General features: G+C 31.5%; 28 protein-coding genes and 1 other annotated feature. Of the genes, 20 read left to right on the forward strand and 8 right to left on the reverse strand.

All coding sequences use genetic code 11. The annotated features are described in order from the left end of the window. Window positions 1-22 precede the first annotated feature (22 nt). Window positions 23-175 carry a Phr family secreted Rap phosphatase inhibitor gene (locus V7S50_RS10660; protein ID WP_242306280.1) on the reverse strand — a complete coding sequence of 51 codons (153 nt, stop codon included), beginning with the start codon at window positions 173-175 and terminating at the stop codon, window positions 23-25. Further along, a complete protein-coding gene (locus tag V7S50_RS10665; protein WP_336376046.1) occupies window positions 172-1,266 on the reverse strand; it encodes a tetratricopeptide repeat protein in 1,095 nt (364 codons plus the stop codon). The genes V7S50_RS10660 and V7S50_RS10665 overlap by 4 nt, the downstream gene beginning before the upstream one ends. Window positions 1,267-1,984: 718 nt before the next feature. Between V7S50_RS10665 and V7S50_RS10670 the strand changes: the two genes are divergently transcribed. The 10 genes from V7S50_RS10670 to obgE all read left to right on the forward strand — a co-directional run bounded on the left by V7S50_RS10670 (window position 1,985) and on the right by obgE (window position 8,860). Next, on the forward strand, window positions 1,985-2,578 hold the full coding sequence (locus tag V7S50_RS10670; protein WP_336376045.1) for a hypothetical protein: 594 nt from the start codon (window positions 1,985-1,987) through the stop codon (window positions 2,576-2,578). A gap of 63 nt (window positions 2,579-2,641) precedes the next feature. After that, on the forward strand, window positions 2,642-3,667 hold the full coding sequence (locus V7S50_RS10675; RefSeq protein ID WP_336376044.1) for an SMEK domain-containing protein: 1,026 nt from the start codon (window positions 2,642-2,644) through the stop codon (window positions 3,665-3,667). 89 nt (window positions 3,668-3,756) lie between these two features. After that, the gene (locus tag V7S50_RS10680; RefSeq protein WP_336376043.1) at window positions 3,757-4,830 is read left to right on the forward strand and encodes an SMEK domain-containing protein; all 1,074 of its coding nucleotides are present in this window, start codon (window positions 3,757-3,759) and stop codon (window positions 4,828-4,830) included. 93 nt (window positions 4,831-4,923) lie between these two features. Beyond that, a complete protein-coding gene (locus tag V7S50_RS10685; RefSeq protein ID WP_336376042.1) occupies window positions 4,924-5,346 on the forward strand; it encodes a hypothetical protein in 423 nt (140 codons plus the stop codon). A 95-nt stretch (window positions 5,347-5,441) separates the two neighbouring features. After that, the gene (locus tag V7S50_RS10690) at window positions 5,442-5,693 is read left to right on the forward strand and encodes a hypothetical protein (protein WP_336376041.1); all 252 of its coding nucleotides are present in this window, start codon (window positions 5,442-5,444) and stop codon (window positions 5,691-5,693) included. A gap of 228 nt (window positions 5,694-5,921) precedes the next feature. Then, window positions 5,922-6,000: a sequence feature (ribosomal protein L21 leader region), on the forward strand. A 13-nt stretch (window positions 6,001-6,013) separates the two neighbouring features. Next, on the forward strand, window positions 6,014-6,322 hold the full coding sequence (rplU, locus tag V7S50_RS10695) for a 50S ribosomal protein L21 (RefSeq protein ID WP_086877273.1): 309 nt from the start codon (window positions 6,014-6,016) through the stop codon (window positions 6,320-6,322). Window positions 6,323-6,330: 8 nt separating this feature from the next. Beyond that, entirely contained in the window at window positions 6,331-6,660 is a 330-nt protein-coding gene (locus tag V7S50_RS10700; protein ID WP_255805096.1) for a ribosomal-processing cysteine protease Prp, read from the forward strand. Window positions 6,661-6,671: 11 nt separating this feature from the next. Beyond that, entirely contained in the window at window positions 6,672-6,962 is a 291-nt protein-coding gene (rpmA, locus tag V7S50_RS10705) for a 50S ribosomal protein L27 (protein ID WP_000915492.1), read from the forward strand. Window positions 6,963-7,035: 73 nt separating this feature from the next. Next, window positions 7,036-7,557: a Spo0B C-terminal domain-containing protein gene (locus V7S50_RS10710; protein ID WP_336376040.1), complete on the forward strand. Its 522-nt coding sequence runs from the start codon at window positions 7,036-7,038 to the stop codon at window positions 7,555-7,557. 19 nt (window positions 7,558-7,576) lie between these two features. After that, complete coding sequence (gene obgE / locus V7S50_RS10715) at window positions 7,577-8,860, forward strand: GTPase ObgE (protein ID WP_336376039.1); 1,284 nt, start codon at window positions 7,577-7,579, stop codon at window positions 8,858-8,860. Between the two features lie 42 nt (window positions 8,861-8,902). Here the strand turns inward: obgE and V7S50_RS10720 are convergent, their stop codons facing one another. Next, window positions 8,903-9,238 carry a hypothetical protein gene (locus tag V7S50_RS10720; protein WP_336376038.1) on the reverse strand — a complete coding sequence of 112 codons (336 nt, stop codon included), beginning with the start codon at window positions 9,236-9,238 and terminating at the stop codon, window positions 8,903-8,905. Between the two features lie 162 nt (window positions 9,239-9,400). Between V7S50_RS10720 and V7S50_RS10725 the strand changes: the two genes are divergently transcribed. The 6 genes from V7S50_RS10725 (at window position 9,401) to V7S50_RS10750 (ending at window position 13,112) form a co-directional block, all read left to right on the forward strand. After that, window positions 9,401-9,847, forward strand: a complete 447-nt coding sequence (locus V7S50_RS10725) for a hypothetical protein (protein ID WP_336376037.1) — start codon at window positions 9,401-9,403, stop codon at window positions 9,845-9,847. Window position 9,848: 1 nt separating this feature from the next. After that, on the forward strand, window positions 9,849-10,415 hold the full coding sequence (locus tag V7S50_RS10730) for a hypothetical protein (RefSeq protein WP_336376036.1): 567 nt from the start codon (window positions 9,849-9,851) through the stop codon (window positions 10,413-10,415). 1 nt (window position 10,416) lies between these two features. Next, complete coding sequence (locus V7S50_RS10735) at window positions 10,417-11,142, forward strand: hypothetical protein (protein WP_336376035.1); 726 nt, start codon at window positions 10,417-10,419, stop codon at window positions 11,140-11,142. A gap of 21 nt (window positions 11,143-11,163) precedes the next feature. Next, window positions 11,164-11,349: a hypothetical protein gene (locus V7S50_RS10740; RefSeq protein WP_336376034.1), complete on the forward strand. Its 186-nt coding sequence runs from the start codon at window positions 11,164-11,166 to the stop codon at window positions 11,347-11,349. A 299-nt stretch (window positions 11,350-11,648) separates the two neighbouring features. Next, window positions 11,649-11,993 (forward strand): hypothetical protein, encoded by a 345-nt coding sequence (locus V7S50_RS10745; RefSeq protein WP_000521666.1) that lies wholly within the window; start codon window positions 11,649-11,651, stop codon window positions 11,991-11,993. A gap of 126 nt (window positions 11,994-12,119) precedes the next feature. Beyond that, window positions 12,120-13,112, forward strand: coding sequence for a 3-oxoacyl-ACP synthase III family protein (locus tag V7S50_RS10750; RefSeq protein WP_336376033.1), 993 nt, complete (start codon window positions 12,120-12,122; stop codon window positions 13,110-13,112). Between the two features lie 40 nt (window positions 13,113-13,152). Here V7S50_RS10750 and V7S50_RS10755 read toward each other — a convergent pair whose 3' ends face one another. Then, entirely contained in the window at window positions 13,153-14,328 is a 1,176-nt protein-coding gene (locus V7S50_RS10755; protein ID WP_336376032.1) for a hypothetical protein, read from the reverse strand. 169 nt (window positions 14,329-14,497) lie between these two features. On the opposite strand from V7S50_RS10755, the gene V7S50_RS10760 reads away from it, so the two are divergent. Continuing rightward, a complete protein-coding gene (locus V7S50_RS10760) occupies window positions 14,498-14,800 on the forward strand; it encodes a hypothetical protein (protein ID WP_336376031.1) in 303 nt (100 codons plus the stop codon). A gap of 47 nt (window positions 14,801-14,847) precedes the next feature. On the opposite strand, the gene V7S50_RS10765 is transcribed toward V7S50_RS10760, so the two are convergent. The 3 genes from V7S50_RS10765 to V7S50_RS10775 all read right to left on the reverse strand — a co-directional run bounded on the left by V7S50_RS10765 (window position 14,848) and on the right by V7S50_RS10775 (window position 15,912). Then, window positions 14,848-15,030: a hypothetical protein gene (locus tag V7S50_RS10765; protein ID WP_336376030.1), complete on the reverse strand. Its 183-nt coding sequence runs from the start codon at window positions 15,028-15,030 to the stop codon at window positions 14,848-14,850. Between the two features lie 20 nt (window positions 15,031-15,050). Further along, window positions 15,051-15,326: a hypothetical protein gene (locus tag V7S50_RS10770; RefSeq protein WP_000029650.1), complete on the reverse strand. Its 276-nt coding sequence runs from the start codon at window positions 15,324-15,326 to the stop codon at window positions 15,051-15,053. A gap of 148 nt (window positions 15,327-15,474) precedes the next feature. Next, on the reverse strand, window positions 15,475-15,912 hold the full coding sequence (locus tag V7S50_RS10775) for a hypothetical protein (RefSeq protein WP_336376029.1): 438 nt from the start codon (window positions 15,910-15,912) through the stop codon (window positions 15,475-15,477). A 213-nt stretch (window positions 15,913-16,125) separates the two neighbouring features. On the opposite strand from V7S50_RS10775, the gene V7S50_RS10780 reads away from it, so the two are divergent. Next, entirely contained in the window at window positions 16,126-17,232 is a 1,107-nt protein-coding gene (locus tag V7S50_RS10780) for an SAVED domain-containing protein (protein WP_336376028.1), read from the forward strand. Between the two features lie 21 nt (window positions 17,233-17,253). Continuing rightward, window positions 17,254-18,522, forward strand: a complete 1,269-nt coding sequence (locus V7S50_RS10785; protein WP_336376027.1) for a cyclic GMP-AMP synthase DncV-like nucleotidyltransferase — start codon at window positions 17,254-17,256, stop codon at window positions 18,520-18,522. 410 nt (window positions 18,523-18,932) lie between these two features. On the opposite strand, the gene V7S50_RS10790 is transcribed toward V7S50_RS10785, so the two are convergent. After that, window positions 18,933-20,180 carry a WGR domain-containing protein gene (locus V7S50_RS10790; protein ID WP_336376026.1) on the reverse strand — a complete coding sequence of 416 codons (1,248 nt, stop codon included), beginning with the start codon at window positions 20,178-20,180 and terminating at the stop codon, window positions 18,933-18,935. Window positions 20,181-20,293: 113 nt separating this feature from the next. Between V7S50_RS10790 and V7S50_RS10795 the strand changes: the two genes are divergently transcribed. Beyond that, a complete protein-coding gene (locus V7S50_RS10795) occupies window positions 20,294-20,689 on the forward strand; it encodes a hypothetical protein (protein WP_336376025.1) in 396 nt (131 codons plus the stop codon). Window positions 20,690-20,709: the final 20 nt, after the last annotated feature.

Consider the following 20,709-nt stretch of genomic DNA (forward strand, 5'->3'; position numbering starts at 1 on the left):
TTTTGTATGTCAGGAACATAACTTACCAAACATCAGCGTGTGAGTAGTAAATGACATGAGTTGCGTTCTCGGTAACAGGGGATGCTTTTTGTGTTTCGGTTCCAGAATTTAATCCAATTGATAATACTGCTACAGATACAAAACCTAATAGGGCAATTTTGATTTTTTTCATCATTGTAACGCTCCTTTTTTATCCAATTCTTTTTTCGCTTCATGTGCTTTAAAGAAATAATGAGAAGCTTTTTGATGATTTTCTACACTGTAGTATTTCACTGCTAACATTTCACTATATTCATTTACATATTCCCATAGACTTTCTTTTTCGAAATAAGTAAGTCCTAACGACACCACTTCATCGGTTTCTTCAATAGAAGCTCCACTTGTTAATGCTTTTAAAATAGAAAAATGCCATTTATATTCTTCATTTCCTAACTGTTGACAGATAGAAGAACCTTTTTCAATAAATGTCTCTGCTGTTGTCAGTTCATTTAATTTGTAATACTCTCTGGCTTGTAGAAAAATAGCTTTAAAATGATTCGGTATGTTCTCTGATACTTCAGATAAGTGACGTATTGCCAATTCAGATAGGTTTTGACTCGCATAAAGCCAACCTAAGTTATTTCGAATACGTAGAACTAAATCATCTTTATTTGCTTTTTGCAATAGAGTAATAGCGGTATTGTAGCTCTCTTCAGCTTGTTCAAATTGTTGCAACAAAACACATGTAGAGGCAAATGCATTTTCGCAGGATGCTATATTCAATTCGTTCCCTGGATATTGTTCATAAATTTCTTTCGCCTTTAATGTATTTTTAATTGCCAACATAGATTGGTTATTATGGTGATACAATACAGCAGTTCGATAATAGAACTCTGCCTTTTCTAATTCATCCGAAATACTCTCTAAGAGGTAAGATGCTTCATCAAAATGATAATGAGCTTCTTTTATGTTCAATAAGAAAGTGCAGTAAATCGCCTTGAATAGGTGATAATAGTAGGATAATACGTTATCTGAAGGAACTGGAAACTCATTGATTTTATCAAATGAGTCTTGCCCGATATGAATTCCATCCGTTAGAACCTGATGGCGAAATGAGATTAAGTGATAATGGAATTGAGATGTTTCACTCAACTTATTATTTTTGACATATCCAACTACTTCTTCTCGTAATTTCGTGGCCATATCGACATTTTGTTTCTTTATCTCTCTATACCATTCATCTAAGAGTTTAGCCAAAGCTTCTTGGGTCAAAAACTTAGTGTTCATAAAAATCCCCTCTTCCCAAATGTTGTAATTAAATCATATCAACAAACCAGTTTTTAGTAAATTAAATATTCGAAAAACTTAATTTTCTCAAAAAATGTCTGACAATTGTAGATAGTAAAAAAGAACAGGTGAATACCTGCTCTTGTATTAAGTCTATGTTATTAATCCACTCATGAAAAACATATAGATAATTCCAAATGATAACGAAAAAACCATTATGATTAGAGACTTCATCATAAGAGGTCTATTAAAAGACCCTAAACATGGAGTTGCGATAATGAAAAGAAAAACTCCATAAAACATAATGGTTACTACTAAAACAAAAATAAAGATATTAAATATCATAGTGTCACCTCTTTTACACGATTATAAATAGAATGAATTGCTTGTTTAATGTTAACCACGCAAATAATGTGCTAACAATAGATACACTACCTTTAATGATATAAACTTTTTCTGAAGGATGATGTATATCTTCTATATTCCTTGTTAGTGCATATTAAGTATATAAACTACAGAGCAAAGAGATTGTTGTGGAAATAATCTTTTCCATATAAAACACTCCTTTTTTCTTTGTTTTTATCAATATAGTTGTTTTTCTCTATTTGCATTCTATTATTCATACCTACAAACTTTTAGATTTAATGCTTATTGCATATAATGTCTGGAAGATAAAAAAACAGGTATTTATTTGAATTGATTTTAGGAGGAAATGAAAATGAGTGTATTAATTAATATGTTGAGAAGAATTGTGGATAAGCATGATGAAAAGCATGGTTTACGGAAAAGAGAAGTATTCGAGTGTACAAGCTTGGGAAGACGTAACGAAAGAAGAAGAGAGGCGTTTCGAATCCCTTTAGAAGAAAATCAATGTCCAGTCTTTCAAGATAACCGTTGCTGTGGTTCTTGCGACTTATCATCTACCTGTGACTTTGCTACAAATTGTCAGTGTTATGGGTATGAAAAAGGTGCGTTAGGTGGAACTGCGGAAGGGTACTACATGAGAGATAATGAGAACGCAAAATTTGGTCGGATTAAAGATGGAGAATTTGATTGGGACTTCTTTAAAATGAATAAAGCTAAGTTCTCTTTAAAAGAGAAGCCATTTCTCATTAGGGAAGTAGATGGAGAAAAGAAAGTTTGTAAATATGTAAATTGGAATGAGGAAGAAAAAACATTTATTTTACAGGTTTTAGATAAGGATGAGATAATAGAAAAAGAAGTAATAGTAGATGTAAAAGAATTAGTATATCCAATTTGTTTTGAGACATTCGAATCTGCTAAGTATAGAATGGGGAATATAAATTATTAATAAAATAGGGAGTATGCAGGATTATTCTGTATGCTCTTTGTATTTTTGAAAGGATGAAATAAAATGGAGCCAATTTCTCAAGAGGATGTTTTATTTAACGATTTTTCATCAGCAATTGCTTTACGATTAAATTTTATCGAAGCAAAAATCAAAACTGATAATCGTTTGAACTTCACAGATAATAATATAAAAGCTGAAAAGTATTTCGAAGGTTTATTTAATTTAATTTATGGATATAAACTAAAGAATTTGAATAAGCAACGAAAAAACACTCCAGGCATTGATTTGGGAGATAAAAAAACAAAAGTGTGCTATCAAGTTACTTCAACAAATGAAAGAAAAAAAATTGATGAATCAATAAAAAAATTTGAAAAGTATGAATGGGATAAGGACTATGATACATTAAATATTTTTATCATTGGTACAAAGAAGAAATATCGTAAATTGCCTCCATGCAATTCTAAACTTGAAATAATTGATATCCCTGGAATTAGAGAAGAAATAGATGATTTACCATTGGAAAAACAAATAGATATATGGACTTACGTAAAGCTCCATAACCCATTGCCAGATATAGATGATGCGTATCAAACAGTAATATTGAAAAAGAGTACATATTCAAAATTTTTAAAAGAGTATTTTATAAGTGAATATAGGAAAACAGCTAAGAAAATAATCAATCAGTTAGCTGAAGAGTTAAGTGAATTTGATATCACTACGAGAACACTTATTTATGTCATTCTAATGAAATCAGTTATCGTCGATGGTATGGGGGTTTCTTTTAGTTTTTATGAAATCTCAAAGAAACTAAAATGGAGTGAAGATACTCTTATAAAAGAATTAAACATATTAAAAAGAGAAGGTTGGATAGATGTTAACTTTATGATGGACACGGAGGATGAAATTTATGGAATAACAGATATAGAATACTATACCAGAGATTTGGTATGTCTTTCATATAGTAAAGATGGAAACGAATGGTTTAGTATGATGTATGACTTTTTAAAAAGCAAAAGCAAAAATAAAAAACGCTTCGATGAATACATGGAAAAACTAATATTAGATTTGAATTTTAAAGTATTAAATTAAGGAAACTCACTGAGTCTCCTTTTTTTTATAAACAGTCATTCGATTATGATAAAATGAAAAAACAAACGAGTAAACGGAGTGATTAAAACGTGCCTATATTTAAAAGAACAGAAATTGCAGATGAAATCAAAAAGAAACTTTCTATAATTCCTATCGAAATCAAATTTGACACAAAATGGAATACTGTTACAGAAAATGTAAGAGCAGAATCATTCTTTTGTGGGCTACTTAATTTAATTTATGGTCTGGAACTAATAAACTTAAATTATAAGGTTTTAAATGCACCTGCAATTGATTTAGGAGACTTGAAAGCAGGAGTTAGTTATCAAATCACTTCAACAAATACAAGAACGAAAATATTGGATTGTGTGGAGAAATTCAAAAGGCACAATTTAGATAAAGAGTATAATGTATTAAATGTATTCATCATTGGCGAAAAGAAGAAATACGAGCCTTTTCCTAATTATGATTCTTTTCAGTTACAAGTAATTGATATTTATGATATTCAACCCATTATTGAATCGTTGTCTATAGAGAGACAAGAAGAAATTCTTCAGTTTATAAATGAAGAATTGATAATTGAAGATTATTCTCGTGAAGTTAAATTTAAAAGAGGGGAGAATTATCAAGGATTTACAAATTCTCTTCCGATGAATTCATTAGGGTATTATACAGAGCAATTAATTTCAGGAATAGATAAATTTGGTGGAATACTGAATCAATTCAACCCCAGAACAAGAGAGCTTGTATATGCAATTTTTTTTAATACTACAATAGTTGAAAATAGGGTTCATAGATGGGACATTACTTTTTATTATAAAGAAATACAGGATATTTTAGGTTGGGATGATGAACAATTAATTTCGGAATTAGACGTATTGAGAAGATGCAATTGGATGAAATTCCTTATTCTTGGCAAGATGCCAGAAACCTTAAAATATAAGTATCAGACTTACACTTCAGGTATGATGAATCATAAATATTCGAAAGAATTATATGATAAGTATCTGGTTATTATGAGAATTAATTATTTTTTACTTTTGGGAGAAGGCTTTCTGCCTTCAATCATTAAATATTTATATGATAAATCAAGTAATAAAGAAGAGTATAAACTACTAATCAAAAAAATGATTTTAGATTTAGATTTCACCATTTTAAATTAAATATCTTGATAAAAAGTATGTTTATAAAGACATGCTTTTTTTGTTTGGGTATGTTATTATTGACTATAGTTAATGAAAAAAGCGGGTGAGATGATGATTGATAAGTTTTTTGAAAAGAAAAAATTAGAGGAAGTTGAGCTGATAGAACCTGTTTTATCAAACACAATGAAGTTTAGATTCCTTGAACCTCAAATAAATAAAGTTTTATTAGAATTCTATGGCTTTGTTTCTTTGGAATGGTCAGTTCTTGAAAATAGAGAGAAGAGGCATCCCGAATATGCCCTACATTTTATTCAAGAGTGTTATATAAGGCTTATGCCGTGGTTTTTAAAAGAAGAGAGGTTGGAACCCTTCATTGTAAAATACGAGGATGATTTTTATGTGTTGTTGGCACAGTACATGCTCTTTCACTATAAAAACAACAATTTAGATTTTCTGGAAGAAGAACACCGATTTGCTTTCATAGATATCGTACATAAGTTGAAAATGCATAAAGGGCTAAAGTTAGCTTCATAACTTAAATAAAGTTGGATGGACGAACGAAAGGGCGATGAATCAAAGTGAAGATGTTCTACTTACTAATAAAAGGAATTATTCTTAGATTCAAGATAATGATTGGATTAAAAGGTTATATCCATGACGAGTATGTAATTCCTTTGTACATTATCGGGTTTCTGTTATCTTACATCGGTGCATTGACTTGTTTATCTGTAGGGTGGTGGATATATGAATGGGCTATTTTGGGACAGTTGAACCAAAATCAAGGTGATACAGTTACGGCACTGAAATGGTCCTTGTTACTTATGTTCCCCATTGCGGATTTGTACCTCATGTATTTAAAGAAAGAATTGAAGAAAGTATAAACACATTCATATATAAACTACATATAGAAAATCGTTGCAAATAGTCATTAGCATTACCTATGCAGTTTTGTGGAAGTACACCACTTGTCTTATATGCGATATTGATTATTAATCAGATACAAACTGAAGCCCTTCTAAATAAGGGCTTTTTATTTTTAATTAACTGTTGACATTGAAAAAGAATAAGTGATAAGATACTCGTTGTTATAGTTTATAGCACCTATTAGCTATATACTACAACCGCACATGAAAGGTTTCTAAATGATAAATTATTATCTACCTTGTTATGGCGAGTCTTAGTAAAATGAGGAGGTGCAGGTATGTACGCTATTATTGAAACAGGCGGAAAACAATTAAAAGTTGAAGCAGGTCAAACTATCTATGTTGAGAAGTTGGACATAGAAGCAGGAGAAACTGTTACTTTTGATAAAGTTTTATTCGTTGGCGGTGATGCTGTTAAAGTAGGAAGCCCTGTAATTGAAGGCGCTTCAGTAACAGCTAAAGTTGAAAAGCAAGGTCGTTCAAAGAAAATCATCGTTTTTAAATACAAAGCGAAGAAGAACAACCGTAAAAAGCAAGGTCATCGTCAATCTTATACGAAGCTTGTAATTGAAAAAATCAACGCTTAAATTTTAAAATGATAAAAATAGTGATAAATAAAAAAGATTCAAATATTGTGTCTTTTAGTGTAAAAGGACATGCTGAATTTGCTGAACATGGAAAAGATATTGTATGTGCGGGAGTATCCACGGTTGTAATAGGAACGGTAAATGCCATTGAAAGGATTTGTGGCGTTCATGCCGACCATCATACAACTATGAATGATGGATTCCTTCAATATTCTTTACCAAGTTTATCAGGAGATGCTTACCGTAATGCACAAGTCTTGTTATTAGGAATGGTCGTTTCGTTGGAAACTGTCCAATCTGAATACAGCAAATTCGTAAAAATTCATACAATAAAATAGGAGGTGTAACTATGTTAAAGTTAGAACTTCAGTTTTTCGCATCTAAGAAAGGTGTAGGTAGTACAAAGAATGGTCGTGATTCTCAATCAAAACGCCTTGGTGCAAAACGTGCAGATGGTCAACTTGTAACAGGTGGTTCTATTCTTTACCGTCAACGTGGAACTAAGATTTATCCAGGAGTTAACGTTGGTCGTGGTGGAGATGATACTTTATTCGCTAAAACAGACGGTGTTGTACGTTTCGAACGCCTTGGACGTGACCGTAAACAAGTAAGCGTATATCCTGTTTCTCAAGAAGCATAATATAACTCTTATAAAAGGAAACTCTAATCTTTGTTGAGATTAGAGTTTTTCTATATAAAAAGGTGGTTCTTTTATGTCTAAAAACAGTACGGTTCTTGATGCACTTCGTCATTCCAGACATGATTGGCTTAACCGATTACAATTGATTAAAATACATTTATCCATGGGAGATATGCATCGAATAGATGGTTTAATTCGTGAGTTTGTAGCAGAAGCGAATCATGAGTCACATCTTATGGATTTAAAGATGCCCCAATTTTCCGAGTTTATTCTCACTTATAATTGGTGTAGCAATCCATGTAAGTTATCATTTGAAGTTCTTGGTGAAAATAAAGATGTTTCATATTTAGATGAAAAATTGCTTTATTGGACAAAAGAACTATTTTTTATATTAAATAACTCAATTGATATGTGTATGGAGAATCACATATGCATTACAATCCAGATACTTGAAAAAAATTCTTTCTTTTTTGATTATAGAGGTCGGATACAAAATCTCAATGCAATACAACAATATCTTGAAATGAATAATCATTTTTCTATTACATATCAAATGAATGAAGATGAATTGTGCATTTCTTTAGAGGAAAAATAAAATAAAGTTTGGTGAAAAAATGTTTATAGAACAAGCAAAGATAAGTGTAAAAGGTGGAGACGGCGGGAACGGAATGATATCCTTTAGACGTGAAAAGTATGTTCCGAACGGTGGTCCTGCGGGTGGAAATGGCGGAAATGGAGGAAATGTAGTTTTTGTAGTAGATGAGGGACTTCGAACGTTAATGGATTTCCGCTATAAAAGACGCTTTTCAGCAGATAATGGACAACATGGTATGAGTAAACGTCAGCATGGAAGGAATTCGGAAGATTTAATGTTAAAAGTTCCACCAGGAACAATTATTAAAGATGAAATTTCTGGTCAAATACTGGCTGATTTAGTAACTCACGGACAAGAAGCGATTATAGTAAAAGGAGGTCGTGGTGGTAGAGGGAATGTATGCTTTTCTACTGCGAAAAATCCTGCTCCAAACATCGCTGAAAATGGAGAACCTGGTGAAGAGAGAGACCTTGTTTTAGATTTAAAAGTAATGGCCGATGTTGGATTGGTTGGTTTTCCAAGTGTAGGGAAGTCAACATTACTATCAGTTGTCTCAAAAGCACGTCCTAAGATTGCTGATTATCATTTTACAACATTAGTACCTAATTTAGGTGTTGTAGCTACAGAAGACAATAGAAGCTTTGTAATGGCTGATTTGCCAGGACTGATTGAAGGAGCTCATCAAGGAGTTGGACTTGGACATCAGTTCTTACGACATATTGAAAGAACTAAAGTAATTGTTCATTTGGTTGATATGTCTGGAGTAGAGGGAAGAAACCCTTATGAGGATTACAAAACAATCATTAATGAATTGAAAGAATATGATGCACGATTAGTTGCATTACCACAAATTATTGTAGCCAGTAAAATGGATATGCCTGATGCTGAAGAAAATTTAGCAATATTTAAAAAAGAAATAGAAGATGATATAGCTATTTTCCCTATATCAACACTGAATCAAAAAGGAATAAGAGAACTCTTATTTAGAGTAGCTGATTTGGTAGAAAAAACGCCATCAAGTGTTATTGCTCAACACGAAGAAGAAGTTGGGAATGTAACCTATAAATTCGAAAGTGATAGAGATAAGCTATATATCACAAGAGAAAGTAATGGGACATTCGTTGTATCTGGTCAAGAGCTTGAAAAACTATTCAAGATGACTAACTTCTCACATCACGAATCTGTACAACGCTTTGCTCGTCAATTGCGTAATATGGGGGTAGATTCAGCATTGCGTGAACGAGGAGCTAAAGATGGAGATACAGTCAAAATATTAGAATATGAATTTAGTTTTGTAGACTAATGGTTAAAAAAAGAAGCTGTTGAAAAAACAGCTTCTTTTTTGTTATAAACTTTTGTAAATGCGTTCCATGTTTGAATCACCCAAGACAAAAGTATTAAAAACAATCTCAAGACTCAATCTTTCTACCTGAGACTTAATAAAAGCATCTTCTTTAGCTAACTTCTTCATTCGTTCTTCACTAAACTCGATTCCTTCTCCATCCATTTCGCTCAATGTTTCCTCTACATAAGGAGCATCGTAACAATCGTCTCGTCTTGCAAAACGATGAGCATATTTTAGTCTTTTGTGTAAAACCTCAATATTGGCAATCAATTCCTCTGCTATTTCGTTTCCTTTATTCGACTTTTTTAATTCATTTAATTGCTCTAATGAAAACATATCATTTTCTCCTTTTAAATTAATTTTTTAAAATTCCATATCTCTTAAATACCTTATATTATAGTGCCGTATAAGGGTTGTATAATTGTTTCATTTAAACATTTCGCAATCATAATAATAATGTTATAATTAACTATAGTCAATAAAAAAAGAGGTGTTTTTATGCTGTCGAAACAATTAAATATATCCTTTGAGGAAAATGAAGTTCTTAGGGATGAGTATCCACCAAATTTACTTATGCCGATGATAGAAGTATATATTCGAAAAGTAATTTATCGTGGGGTTGACAAGATTTCTCCCATTCGGTTCTCTGAATTAACTGGATTGCCTGAAAGAGAATGTATTCGATTATTTTTAGGGTTATCAGATAATAAGGGATTAATTGATTTAAGGTTTCACGTATTTTGTCCTAATTGCAATAAAAAACAGCCTATGAATTTAGATTCAGATGAAGAGTTTAAAGAATCGCTACTTTGCAAGGATTGTATGAAGAAAATGAAATTCACAGAAGAAGAAATAAAGGAAGCTATACAATGTGTTTTTCACTTAAATAAAGAGTTATTTTTACATGAATCCAATCAAATAAAGAATAAAGGGGAGATGAATTAATATGGCGATGTTAAAGCAAGGGGAAAAGAAGGTCATTACAGATTTTAAATACGTTTTATTTGGCTATCAAGGGCGTGTTGATTGTGATGTCATTGAAGTGTATTCGGGTGTAGGAGCAAGATTTTTAAAAGAGATTAATGGGGCACTGCAAGAAATTCTATTTATATCAGGAACTGCGGATAAAGTCGAGTTAGTGAAGATGCACGGGTTAAACCATTATTATATTCGAGTAGATTCTGTAAATATCTATGCAAAATTAATAGAAGAAGATATTAAAAAACTCTCTTTAAGGGTAGGAGACAAGATTTTTATCACAAATAATAGTGATTTAACATTTAATCTCATGATAGGTTTTGCTGAAAATCATCCAGAATTACCTAAGGTACTTCCTGACATTCAAAGAGATTTTGAATATGAAGTTACGGAAGTTGTAAATGAGAATATTGTACTTATTCAAAAAGGTGAAGATAAAAGATATATGAGTCGTGACAAAATAACAACATTAGAGGAAATTAAATTGAATGCAAAGTTGTGGAATGAAAGACAACGGAATAGAGGAGTGAAGTAAAATGATGCGTTCATATAAAAAATCGTATTTAGAAGTTAAAAAGGAAAAAGAATTATTGGAAGAAGAAGTAGCGAATTTAAAAGAATCTCAGAAAAAACTAACGGAATTTAAAAGCGATACAGTTTTCAATAATAGCATTGATAAAGTACAAGATGGTTTAGATAAACTGTATAAATATCTAAGTAATTCGAATATTATTCGTATTGAGGTTAATGCCAGAATGAGAACATCTGATGCAGATGAGTGTTTTGTGGGTATAGTGTATGAAGTTGTTTTATATGTCATTGATGATAAAAACAAGAAAACAGAGGTATTCTCATTACCTGTCTTTGCAGGTGCAGATGGCTGTATGATTAGCAAACGGGCTTGTAAAAGAAGAATGGATTATTTCGAATTAACACGTTCTATTGCACAATTCATTAAAAACAGAGTGAATTGGGAGTATGTCAGAGAAAAACGTGGGCTTGATATTATCATAACAGAGGACATGAAAGAAGGTATGTTTAAATATCAATCTGAAATGACAATTCGAATAAACAAAGAAAGTTTAGAGGAATTTAGAGCATATGCAGAGATGAGGGGCTTTTCAGTGTCTGATTTGACAAAATCAGCAGATGAAAAAACTGTACTCTTTGAGGTGTTAATAGAGAAAAGCTATATAGACGAAGTACAACAGTTACCATATGTCGTAAATATACAAGAAACAAGGTATTATTCACCCTCATAAAAAATGAAAGGAGCTACATAGATGATTAACTTATGTAATGCAACTGCATCAGGGGATTTAAAACTTGGAGCGTTGAATTTTCATATCTATAAAGACAATAATGAGTTTGCTTTTTCATATAAGATGATTAATGGTGGATTCGTTGGAGGAAGTATTGATTTAGATTATGAAGAAGATATCTTACCTTTCATAAATGATGAAAAATAATTTCAATATGGAAAGATTATCAATATTGCTAACAATAAAGAGGATGGAACGATATCGTTCTTTAAAGTCAATGTATACATTCAAATTCCTTTCACAGTAACTCACTTATCATTAGATTTAATGGATGAGGACGAGGTTGGATATGAACATTTTGATTTCAGAAAGTATATGAAAACGGTTGAATAAAAATAGAATAGAAGTTTTTAGTAAAAAATTGTTGACTGAATTTCGAGTTGGTGATAATATTAAATCCAGATAAAGAAATATTCAAAACAATAGATTTAGGAGAGATATCTACTATGGGAAAATATACATTACAAGCAAATCGAATTCAAAAAGTATTTCATGTTTCTGTTGAAGGAAGTATGTCATCTGAAGATGGAGCGAACTTCATCAAAGACTACAAACAAAAAATCGCAGGAATTAATCCTAAAGAATATGTAATTGAATTAGACTGTACAAAGCTAAATGTAACATCAGCAGATGTAGTACCTATGTTGGAGAATTGTTATAAATTATATATCGCTGATGGATTTACAAAGGTAATCTTCAAGATTGCTCCGAAAAGCACTATCCTAAAGATGCAATTAAATCGAGTAGCAAAAAATACAGGTCTTGCAAATTACGAAATCAAAGAAGTTTGATGAAAGAAGGAAGGGCATGACGCTCTTCTTTTTTTATGCATACTCATACAAATGATTGTAATAAAAAGTTTCGCAATGAAATACAATACATAATCTTAATATATACAACAAGAGGAGGAGATAGCTTTGACAAACATTAGAATTAAAGCTGTTGATATTTATCATCCAAATACAGCACGAACGAACGATTTTTATTTAAAACATTTTGCAGAAAAGGGAAAGGATATTTCTCGATTTTTAAGAATGATGGGAAGAGAAAGTCGATATATCATTGAAGATAAAAATGAAAATGGACTAACGATGGCAATTGAAGCTACGAAACGAGTGTTACGACAAGTAAACATGTCAGGGGAAGAAATGGACATGATTGTATTTTCAACGCAAACACCAGAGTATACATTCCCTACTAATGCGATTTTAGTACATAAAGAGATTCAGGGTAAGGCTCAAACGATTTGTATGGATTCCAATTCAAATTGTGCAGGAATGCTCGTAGCAGTGGAACAAACGTGTAGATACATGATGTCTAATCCGAATGTAAAACATGCATTAGTTGTAGGTTCTGACCATAACTCGATTCATTGTAATCCAGATGATGAAATCACTTATCCAAACTATGGAGATGCTTCTTCTGCAATTATTTTAGAAAAAGTGGAAGAGGATACAGGATTTATTGATTCCGTGTATTACACAGATAGCAAAGATGCTCATAATATTTTATTCCCTGCATGTGGACTATCAAATATATATAATCCAGAAAACAAACCAAAAGATATGCAGATTAATTGGATTCCCTTTGATGGAACTGTATGTGTGCCACCTGCCGTATCATCTATCAAATCTTTACTAACAAAACATGGTTTAGAAAAAGAAGATATTAGCTCGTATTGTTTCTCTCAATTTTCACTAAAAAACATCGAGGTAATTCAAGAGAAGTTAGGAGAAGATAAACTTAAGTTTGTATATGTAGGAGATGAATTTGGATATACAGGAACAAGTAGTCCGTTTATTGCTCTATATAAAGGAATTCAAAGTGACCAAATTAAAAGAGGAGACCATGTAGTGTTTTGGTCTGTAGGTACTGGTTGGCAAATCATTACGATGTTATTTAAATACTAAGAAAAACCCCTGTCTTTAAAAGAGAGGGGTTTAATTATGATTATAGGCTTACAAGAACTGCATGAGGAGGATATACTAATACATAACCTTCATCACCATCACATGTATGTGCGTTCTTTAATAATTCAGGTAGCATATCTTTCACTTCTTTTGCAGTTGAAAATTCATATCCGTGATGTTCACTATTATCATGAATATGAGAAATAAACCATCTTCCTCTTAAGTCATCTGGCATTTGTGCTAATGCATCATGAGAAATATTGGTTCCTTTTGCATAAATACGAAGAATGTCCTCAATATCACACTCATCAGCAACTTCACTTAAATCATTTGCTTCATAAAAAGTAAGACCAGTATTTGTTCTTAATACAACTGTATGTAATAAGAATTTAGCCATTCTTTCTTTATTTTCTTTTCCTTTTTGAATTATTTTGTTTACTACTTCCATAAAAGCAGTTAAAACATGGTGCTCATTACTTTCTGTGCTGAAAGGAATGTACTTGATGTCTTCATGGACAACCACACTATCTACTTTCGAAAATACTCTGTATGCAGGAACTACAATTAACTGTTTACCATCAGTTAACACTTCATAATAAACATCTAAATAGACATGAGCAGGATTTACAAAACCGTGTTTTTTATCTAATTGAACAGTCATTAGTACGCACCCACCATATGTTGGGGTGTCCTCTGGAGATAAAGCATCTTCAGTTACAAATGTATTTGCAATATCTTTAAGTCCATTAAAATTCGTGTTTTTAATATCTAATTTCACACCTAAATCCGTTAATTGTCCTAAGAATTCTTTCATTCCTAATTCCTCCTGTTTTAACGCATTGTTAAGAGCTTTTACAAGCGCTTCTAAAGCAATTTGTTCAGCGTTTTTTAGTCCAAGTGAAATACATTCATCAAATTCGATTTCTCCATTTACTTCAATAAATACACGGTAAGAAACTGAAATTTTATTATCTTCTACATAGTCATAGAAAACGTCCATTTGAACAGATGCCCCTTCTTCAAAACCGTGTTCTGAACCTAATTCAATATGAAATAAAGTATAATCACCGCAGTTTGGACAATGTTCTTTACAATTACTTCCTAAATTACGTTCCACAAAAGAAAGTGCCTTGTTTCGCATTTCTGTTACTGATAAACACTCTACTTTCATACCTACATTATGTTTTGCTACTTGTCCTAAAAATTTGTTCATCATCAAAAATCTCTCCTTTTTTTATCTCTTCTTTTGAAGACCTGTTTTATATAAATTCATGTATTATATGCAGTTCAAAAGGGAGAAATAATTCAAATAATAGTTTTATATAATAAGTGAAATATAAAAATGAGGTAGTCACAAAGACTATATTTAAATGGAGGATTTTTAAATGGAAATTATGAGGATTGCTTTTGTAAATGTATTTAAAGAAGAGGGATTTGCACATGTTATGATTAATGTTGAATGGAGTCAACAATATATGAACGAGAAAGCATATATAAACCCATTTACAACTGTTACAGTGGATTTAGATGGAAATGTAAAAGAAGCAGAAAATAAAGGATTAGGGATTGATAGCGAAGGAGAACAAACTTTTGATAGTTTATCTCAATCAGAAGAGGTTCAAATATTCAACTATGTAAAAGAGAATAAAATTATGATAAAAGATGCGATACAAACAGAATTGAATTGATAAAATAAAAAAGCATGTTAGTTATAATTACTAACATGCTTTTTTTATTAACGTGTTTCTGATTTTAAATTTTCGTTATAAGAAGTAAATATAACAGCCTTATCTTCTGTAAATGAAGTTGCTTTTTCTTTTTTATTTGTAGTTGTAACACCTGTTTTCGTTAATTGAATGTATCTATTATGCTTTGCAATTTCAGAAGCATTTATATCAATTAAGACCATCTTTTTCATATTAAAAACCACCTTTTCGATTATAAGTACATCATTTTCCTCATTAATGGCATCATTTCTTCTTTACCGTACAGCTTCATTAATCTGTTCAAAGCATCAATTGGTGCTTCTACCTCGAAGTATTTCATATCAGCAGAATCAATGGCCACATCATTCCCATGTGCATTAGGAGAGTATTTTTGGATATTATCTAATACTCGTCTTTGTTCTGGAACAAAACTACTAAAAGCAGGATATTTTTTAGAAATTTCATGAACCTTTTTTAAATGTGATTTTGTTGTTACAACGATACTCATAACATAAACATCTCCTTTTATATTCATCTTTTGAAAGAACCTGTTTTATAACTTATCTTCATATTTTAGATTATAAGATGGGAGATAATAACAAAAAAGTCCCTAAAATAGGGACTTTTAACTTATATAAAGCTACTTTAAAAAGTGATTAGTCTAATTGTAACGAAGGGATATGATGTTTTACCATGTAGTCCAAAAAGTTTTCAAGTATATTTACTGCTCGTTCTTCTGCATTGCTAATATTATTTATTGATACATAAGCAACTTCTACCTCATACCCTGAAATATCACTGCGAATACGATAGTAGATATCATTTCTCTCATCAATTTGTATCTTTTTTGTATAGTCTATCTTGTAGTACACATCTAATTCTACCTGGTGCGAATAGATATCACTGGTAGGTTCGCTACGCAACTCAAGAGTAATCAGTGGATAATCACTATAATTAGGTGTACTGCCCATCTCTGCGTCAGGCAAGGTCTGTTCAAGCCATGTTATAGCATGATTCCGTAATCCTTCATAATTTAATGATTTAGCTTCCAACTTTACATCGTAGTTTGCTACTTTGTTTAAAAAACTCTCCATCCAAAACACATCCTTTCTTAATATCTATATTTTACCATTTGTTGTGTGTGTAAGTTGCATAGTTTTATAGATTTTACTTTTAAAAAATAATGTGTAAAACAATAAGCGTTTGCTTTGGAAAATGTTAAAATCTCTGCTATTATAGAAAAACGTAATAATTACATTATTACATAAGGATATTTATATTTTAAAAGGAAGGAGGTTAATAAGAATATGAATCTTGTAACATTTGGGATTATTTTAGGTGTTTCTGCATTCTTTATGATAATTCTTTATCTTTTTAACCGCACAAAAGGCGTAGAAACTTTTGGAGGACATACGTTTATCTCGTTTGGCTTGGGTTTAATTACAGGCTCATTTGGTACGCTTGTAGATAAGTTATATTCAATCGTCATGGCAATTATCAAAGTCACAAATGATAAAACGCAAGCAAAGACATTAACCGATGCTACTGATGTAAATTATATTCAGTTGGCTACAGGGGTTGCTTTTGTTGCTCTTGGTGTTTGGTATATATATAAATTGAAAAACCGCATTTATATATTAAACATTAATGGGTATGCTGACCATCGAATTGAAAACAATCGGAAATCCCTAAATTTAAATGAATTTGATTTTAAAGAAAGAGAAATTGAATTCATTCAGCGATTCAAGAAAGCACAAAGAAATGCAACAGAGCAAGACGTAATCCCTGAAATTACTGAAGAGTTGGTTCCTAAACTGGAAGCTTTCAAAAATGAAAGTAGAAAGGTTAAAAGAGGTTATACGGGAATTGCTCCTATTCCGCTTATTTTATATGCAGGTAAAATATTAGATGGTCATGAAATCAATCATTTCTATGAACGAAATAAATTTACACAGCAGTATTACAAGTTAGATAAGAGCAAGAAAAACTACGAAAAACTGAATTTGCAAACAAATTTACAAGCGTTAGCGAATATGCAAGTAACAGAAGCTGTATTAAAAGTGAGTATTACTTTTGATATTTCAACGCAAGATACGTCTCAGTTTGGAAATGTCCCAGTAGTAGAACTAAAGGTAGACGCACCTAATGAAAACTTAGTTAGCGGAAAAGACCAATTAGATAGTTACGTCAAGAAAATTTACGATACGATAAGAGATATAAAGACATCAAATCATGCTATTCAAAGGGTTCATCTACTGATATCTTCTCAAAGTTGTGTACCTTTTGAATTAGGAAGATTGTTAGATGACACAAGTATGCCTGAAATTGTTTCTTATCAGTATGAAAACCCAACGTATAGATGGGGACTTATTGTAAATAAAAGCAACAAGGGAACATTTATTACGGCTCCATAAAATAAGGAAGGAGGGGAAGGCATGTATAATTTAAGTTCAAAATTCAATACATTTTATAAGAACCATGTTGTTTTACAACAAACGAAACAAGATGAGCTAAAAGATAAAATGGAGAAAAATATTGAACGATTAAATGACGGTTTAAGTGAATACAACGCTGAATATGGAACGGACTATGCATTAATGGGTTATGAAGTTCAGGGAAGCGTTGCTATGCATACTGTTACGCAAAATGATGAAAACGAATATGATATTGACGTTGCCATTATTTTTGATAAGGATAAAATTCCTGATTCAACAAAGAGGGTAAAAGATTTCGTTGTAAATGCATTAAAGCGAAAATGCACGAGATTTCGTACAGAACCAGAAAAGAAGACAAATTGTATTCGTATCGAATATGCCAGTGGTTATCATATTGACTTTGCGATTTATCGTAGATTTAAGAATGATAATGGGGAGTATGAGTATGAACATTGTGGAAGTGAATGGAGAAGTAGAAATCCTTGGGCTATAACAAATTGGTTTAACAAAGAAAACAAAGCATCTGAAAGTAATCTGAGAAGTGTAGTGCGACTGCTTAAGATGTTTTGTAAATCAAATGATGGTTGGTCGATGCCAGGTGGATTAATACAGTCCGTATTAGCTTCTGAAGCTATATCATCTAATGAAAGATTAGATGTGACCTTCTATGAATCTATTTGTGGTATTAGAGATAGATTAGCTAAAGACAAGGAAGTCTATAACCCATCAGATAAAACGTTAACATTGATGTACACAGCAAAGGATTATCAAAAAGTAAAGAATTTGCATACTCGCTTAGAGAGTTATATTAAGAAGTTGGATATATTGTTTGACGGGAAATGCACAGAGCAAGATGCTATAAACGCTTGGAAAAACTTCTTTAACCATTCTTATTGGGGTGGATTGGTTCAAGAAAATGAAAGCATCGAAAAAAGTGCTCGTTTCATGAACAGTAAAGAGCAAGTAGATGTGGAAATGCGAATTTTATTTGCTCCTGGTGTGGAAATAAACTTCAACGAGTATAAGGGTAAAATTCCAAAAGGAAGACAGTTGAAATTTATTGCTCATCCAAACTTCACTGACTATACTCAAATTCAGTGGACGGTAATGAATCAGGGTGATGAATGTGGAGATGATATCACTCATCAAAGGATAGGACCGACTGCTATAGAAAGAACTTCCTACAGAGGTGTTCACAGAATGTTGTGCAGGGTATATCGAAATGACCGTTTAATGTGTGAAAAAGCAATAAACGTACCAATTAGATAAAAAAGAGCAGATGGCAATATAGCCATCTGTTTTTTATTGACTATAGTTAATAAAAGTGTTATTATAAATTTGTGCTTAAGAACATGATAATAAAAAAACAAATAAGATGAATGTTCTACATCGGTAAGCACAAAAACTCAAATTTTAATAGGTACAACGTATTTGTCTTCCCAAATGCTTGTACAAAAATAATGTATACGATTGAGAATCTAATACTATGTCATATGCAACAAGTCTGGATTCTCTATACTATCTCGTTTCTTGATTTCTATTTTTCAATACAACCATGAGAATAGTATAAAAATAATCAATGAGGATATCTTCATTGAACTGTAAAAGACCACTTTTAAAGTGGTCTTTTTATTCGTATATATAGTTTAATAAATGAAAAAGAGAGTAAAAACTCTCTCTTATCGTTTAGCCTTAAATTCAATAATATATCTAATCTTTACCTGACTTTCTTTGTAAACAATGTATTCATTATGTAATAAGTGTCTACCTTTCACACCTTTTACAGAGTTGTATCCCCAAGGAGCAGAACGTAAGTGGGACTGAGCAGAATCATATTCTTTGATTTTACCAGTTGCTACATCACAAAGGAATAAGTAGTGTGAGTCATTGTCTGAACGACTTCCAAATCCCCAACAATAGTTAGCACTCTTCGTTGAACAATCCGCAGTATAGATACCCCCACCAAACATCGAACCTGTGTGAACGGCAGACGATGGTTTTACCTTTAATCCACTCTGAAGAATACTTAAGATGTTTTCATTACGAGAACCATGGAATAACTCCATTGTTGAAACATTATAAGGATTGAAAGAATTATATCCTGCCATATCTTCCACTTCATACACTTCATGAACCTCGAAATCAAAGTGGTGATTATGTCCTTTTGTAGACATAACTTTTTCTACAATGCGTTTATATTCTTTTGTTCGTTTTGATAAAACTTTTAAACTAACACCGAGAGCCTTGTATTTATCATCTAATGTTTTTTCTAAACTATTTTGTACCTTTACAACAGATTCAATAACGCCTAATAAGTCTTTACGGTCATTTAATCGTTGGAATGAATTAATTATCATGTTTGAATAATCAACTCTTGTTCCAAATACAAAGGGGATAATCGAGTAAAATTCATCGGATAGAATTTCAAACTCTTTAGTTGTTTTATTAGGAGAGTTTAACAATGCTTCAATCTTATCTAAAATAGCATGTCCTTTTGCAACTTGGTTTCCACTTAATGCACCTAAAGGTGTTTGAATAGATTTTACTAAGTAACTTGTAGAAGACTTATAAAGTGTGCCAATAAAACGCAATACTTTATCTTTTACCTTGTCCAAGTCTTCTTTTTTCGTATCTTTGGATACCTCTACTGTGCTCTGAGAATTTCCGCTTACATCTAATTCTACTTCTTTGTAACCCTTACGAATTTTTTGACTCAATGTCGTTTTGAACTTTGACTTTGCTACTGGAAGTGTCTCACAGTTTTTTGACACTGTTTGAGGTGTCTTCCCTACACGACCATATTCAGAGTGGACAATATAAGTTCCATCTGCTAATTCTCGTAATTCGAGAATATAAAATTTATTACTATTTGCACCTAATGAAGCGTAATTTAAAACCTTCTTTTCTAACATCTTATGATTATTCAATTATATCATTCCTTTTTTATTGACTATAGTTTATTTTGAATATATCATCATTATACATTAACTATAGTCAAAATAAAATAGAAATAAGGACTATATTAGAAGGAGGAAAATCAATGAGTTTTTTAACAAAACTTATAATTATTTATATTATTGTAGTCATTTTAAGTGTGATAATTGCAATGATTGAAGCAGAAGTAACAAAAAGTCCAGCACCTGTAACTCTGCTGATAAGTATATGTATTATAGTAATGGGTCCATTGAGTATTCCTATGATGAACAAAGCACATAATTTAGAATTAGTGGAAGAAAAAGTGGCTCGTATCTTTGGAGATGATATAAAAAAAGAAAATATTTCTGATGATAAATTGATTGTTTATAGTAAAGAAGGGACCTTTGAAATTACTTATAATGATAATACCAATATTAAATTGATAAAAAGTATTACAGGAAGTCAGAGTAAAGAGAAAGAGCAAAGAGAAAAAACAAAAGAACTTTTAAAAAATATATAACGTAACTTTAGAGGAGGAAA

Source organism: Bacillus sp. CCNWLW194 (assembly GCF_037120585.1).
In the GTDB taxonomy this organism is placed as follows: domain Bacteria; phylum Bacillota; class Bacilli; order Bacillales; family Bacillaceae_G; genus Bacillus_A; species Bacillus_A basilensis.

Coding starts and splice junctions, on each gene's coding strand:
- V7S50_RS10670 (WP_336376045.1), top strand. CDS start 1,985: ATGAGTGTATTAATTAATATGTTGAGAAGAATTGTGGATAAGCATGAT.
- V7S50_RS10765 (WP_336376030.1), bottom strand. CDS start 15,030: ATGAAAAAGATGGTCTTAATTGATATAAATGCTTCTGAAATTGCAAAG.
- V7S50_RS10755 (WP_336376032.1), bottom strand. CDS start 14,328: ATGATGAACAAATTTTTAGGACAAGTAGCAAAACATAATGTAGGTATG.
- V7S50_RS10735 (WP_336376035.1), top strand. CDS start 10,417: ATGATGCGTTCATATAAAAAATCGTATTTAGAAGTTAAAAAGGAAAAA.
- V7S50_RS10795 (WP_336376025.1), top strand. CDS start 20,294: ATGAGTTTTTTAACAAAACTTATAATTATTTATATTATTGTAGTCATT.
- V7S50_RS10740 (WP_336376034.1), top strand. CDS start 11,164: ATGATTAACTTATGTAATGCAACTGCATCAGGGGATTTAAAACTTGGA.
- V7S50_RS10720 (WP_336376038.1), bottom strand. CDS start 9,238: ATGTTTTCATTAGAGCAATTAAATGAATTAAAAAAGTCGAATAAAGGA.
- rpmA (WP_000915492.1), top strand. CDS start 6,672: ATGTTAAAGTTAGAACTTCAGTTTTTCGCATCTAAGAAAGGTGTAGGT.
- V7S50_RS10685 (WP_336376042.1), top strand. CDS start 4,924: ATGATTGATAAGTTTTTTGAAAAGAAAAAATTAGAGGAAGTTGAGCTG.
- V7S50_RS10770 (WP_000029650.1), bottom strand. CDS start 15,326: ATGAGTATCGTTGTAACAACAAAATCACATTTAAAAAAGGTTCATGAA.
- V7S50_RS10665 (WP_336376046.1), bottom strand. CDS start 1,266: ATGAACACTAAGTTTTTGACCCAAGAAGCTTTGGCTAAACTCTTAGAT.
- obgE (WP_336376039.1), top strand. CDS start 7,577: ATGTTTATAGAACAAGCAAAGATAAGTGTAAAAGGTGGAGACGGCGGG.
- V7S50_RS10700 (WP_255805096.1), top strand. CDS start 6,331: ATGATAAAAATAGTGATAAATAAAAAAGATTCAAATATTGTGTCTTTT.
- V7S50_RS10675 (WP_336376044.1), top strand. CDS start 2,642: ATGGAGCCAATTTCTCAAGAGGATGTTTTATTTAACGATTTTTCATCA.
- V7S50_RS10785 (WP_336376027.1), top strand. CDS start 17,254: ATGTATAATTTAAGTTCAAAATTCAATACATTTTATAAGAACCATGTT.
- V7S50_RS10760 (WP_336376031.1), top strand. CDS start 14,498: ATGGAAATTATGAGGATTGCTTTTGTAAATGTATTTAAAGAAGAGGGA.
- rplU (WP_086877273.1), top strand. CDS start 6,014: ATGTACGCTATTATTGAAACAGGCGGAAAACAATTAAAAGTTGAAGCA.
- V7S50_RS10690 (WP_336376041.1), top strand. CDS start 5,442: ATGATTGGATTAAAAGGTTATATCCATGACGAGTATGTAATTCCTTTG.
- V7S50_RS10775 (WP_336376029.1), bottom strand. CDS start 15,912: ATGGAGAGTTTTTTAAACAAAGTAGCAAACTACGATGTAAAGTTGGAA.
- V7S50_RS10730 (WP_336376036.1), top strand. CDS start 9,849: ATGGCGATGTTAAAGCAAGGGGAAAAGAAGGTCATTACAGATTTTAAA.
- V7S50_RS10745 (WP_000521666.1), top strand. CDS start 11,649: ATGGGAAAATATACATTACAAGCAAATCGAATTCAAAAAGTATTTCAT.
- V7S50_RS10780 (WP_336376028.1), top strand. CDS start 16,126: ATGAATCTTGTAACATTTGGGATTATTTTAGGTGTTTCTGCATTCTTT.
- V7S50_RS10725 (WP_336376037.1), top strand. CDS start 9,401: ATGCTGTCGAAACAATTAAATATATCCTTTGAGGAAAATGAAGTTCTT.
- V7S50_RS10710 (WP_336376040.1), top strand. CDS start 7,036: ATGTCTAAAAACAGTACGGTTCTTGATGCACTTCGTCATTCCAGACAT.
- V7S50_RS10660 (WP_242306280.1), bottom strand. CDS start 175: ATGATGAAAAAAATCAAAATTGCCCTATTAGGTTTTGTATCTGTAGCA.